The sequence below is a fragment of the Protofrankia sp. CiP1_Cm_nod3 genome, assembly GCF_982290655.1.
The window spans coordinates 8,599-9,647 of record NZ_CEVIVD010000120.1; the positions used below are offsets into that span (position 1 = coordinate 8,599).

Genomic DNA, 1,049 nt, shown 5'->3' on the forward strand with positions numbered 1-1,049 from the left:
ACGGCTGTAGCAGGTACGGCTGTGGCGGGGACGGCTACAGCAGGCGCGGCTACAGCAGGAGCGTCTGTCACCTATGCCACTGACGATCGTGACGCTCTTGTGGATCCTGCTGCTGAGGCGCTCGCCGCGGCCGGCGCCCGGGCGGCCCGGCAGGCCGCCGAGCGGGCTGCGGTGGCCGAGGTGATGGCCGGGGACGGCGCGGACCTGTCGCTCTCACCTCGGGCGCGTTGGATCGGCCGGGTCGCAGTGCTGCTCACCGTGCTCGGATGCGCGGCGCACGTGGGCTCGGTGACCGCCCGTGGCCTGGCCGCGGACCGGGTGCCGTGGGGGAACATGTACGAGTTCTCATCCATGATCACCTTGATTGCGGTGCTGACCTACCTGGGCATGCTGGCCCGGACCCGGGCGCGCGTCCGCTGGCTGGGCGTCTTCGTGATGCTGCCGGTGGTCCTCTATCTCGGTCTCGCCGGCACGGTGCTCTACGTGGCGGCGGGCCCGCTCGTCCCGGCGCTCAACTCCTACTGGCTCAAGATCCACGTGGTGGCGGCGATCGTGGCCAGCGGGGTGTTCATGGTCTCGGCGGTCACCACCGTCCTGTATCTGCTGAAGGACCGTTGGGAGAACCGCCTCGCGGCCGTTGCCACCGGACAGGCCGAGGCCTCCGCGGCGATGCGCAGGCGCGGTGGGATCATGATGAGACTGCCCGCGGCCGCGTCGCTGGACCGCATCACCTACCGCGTGATCGGCTTCGCGTTCCCGGTCTGGACGTTCGCGGTCGTCGCCGGTGCCATCTGGGCGGAGGCGGCCTGGGGTCGCTACTGGGGCTGGGATCCCAAGGAGACCTGGTCGTTCATCACCTGGGTGATCTACGCGGCCTACCTGCATGCCCGCGCCACCGCCGGCTGGAAGGGCCGCCGGGCCGCGGCGATATCGCTGCTTGGTTTCAGCGCGCTGTTTGTCGACTACTATCTGGTCAACCTGGTCATCTCGGGGCTGCACTCCTACGCGGGTGTCGGCGCCTGACGCCCGTCGGCAGGACCCCGTCGGCA

Annotated in this window: 1 protein-coding gene; it reads left to right on the top strand. The window is 70.1% G+C overall.

Annotated elements, in window-relative coordinates; all coding sequences use genetic code 11:
* Positions 1–99 precede the first annotated feature (99 nt).
* Entirely contained in the window at positions 100–1,023 is a 924-nt protein-coding gene (gene ccsB / locus AC5LUJ_RS18805; RefSeq protein WP_493465388.1) for a c-type cytochrome biogenesis protein CcsB, read from the top strand.
* The last annotated feature ends 26 nt before the right edge of the window (positions 1,024–1,049 follow it).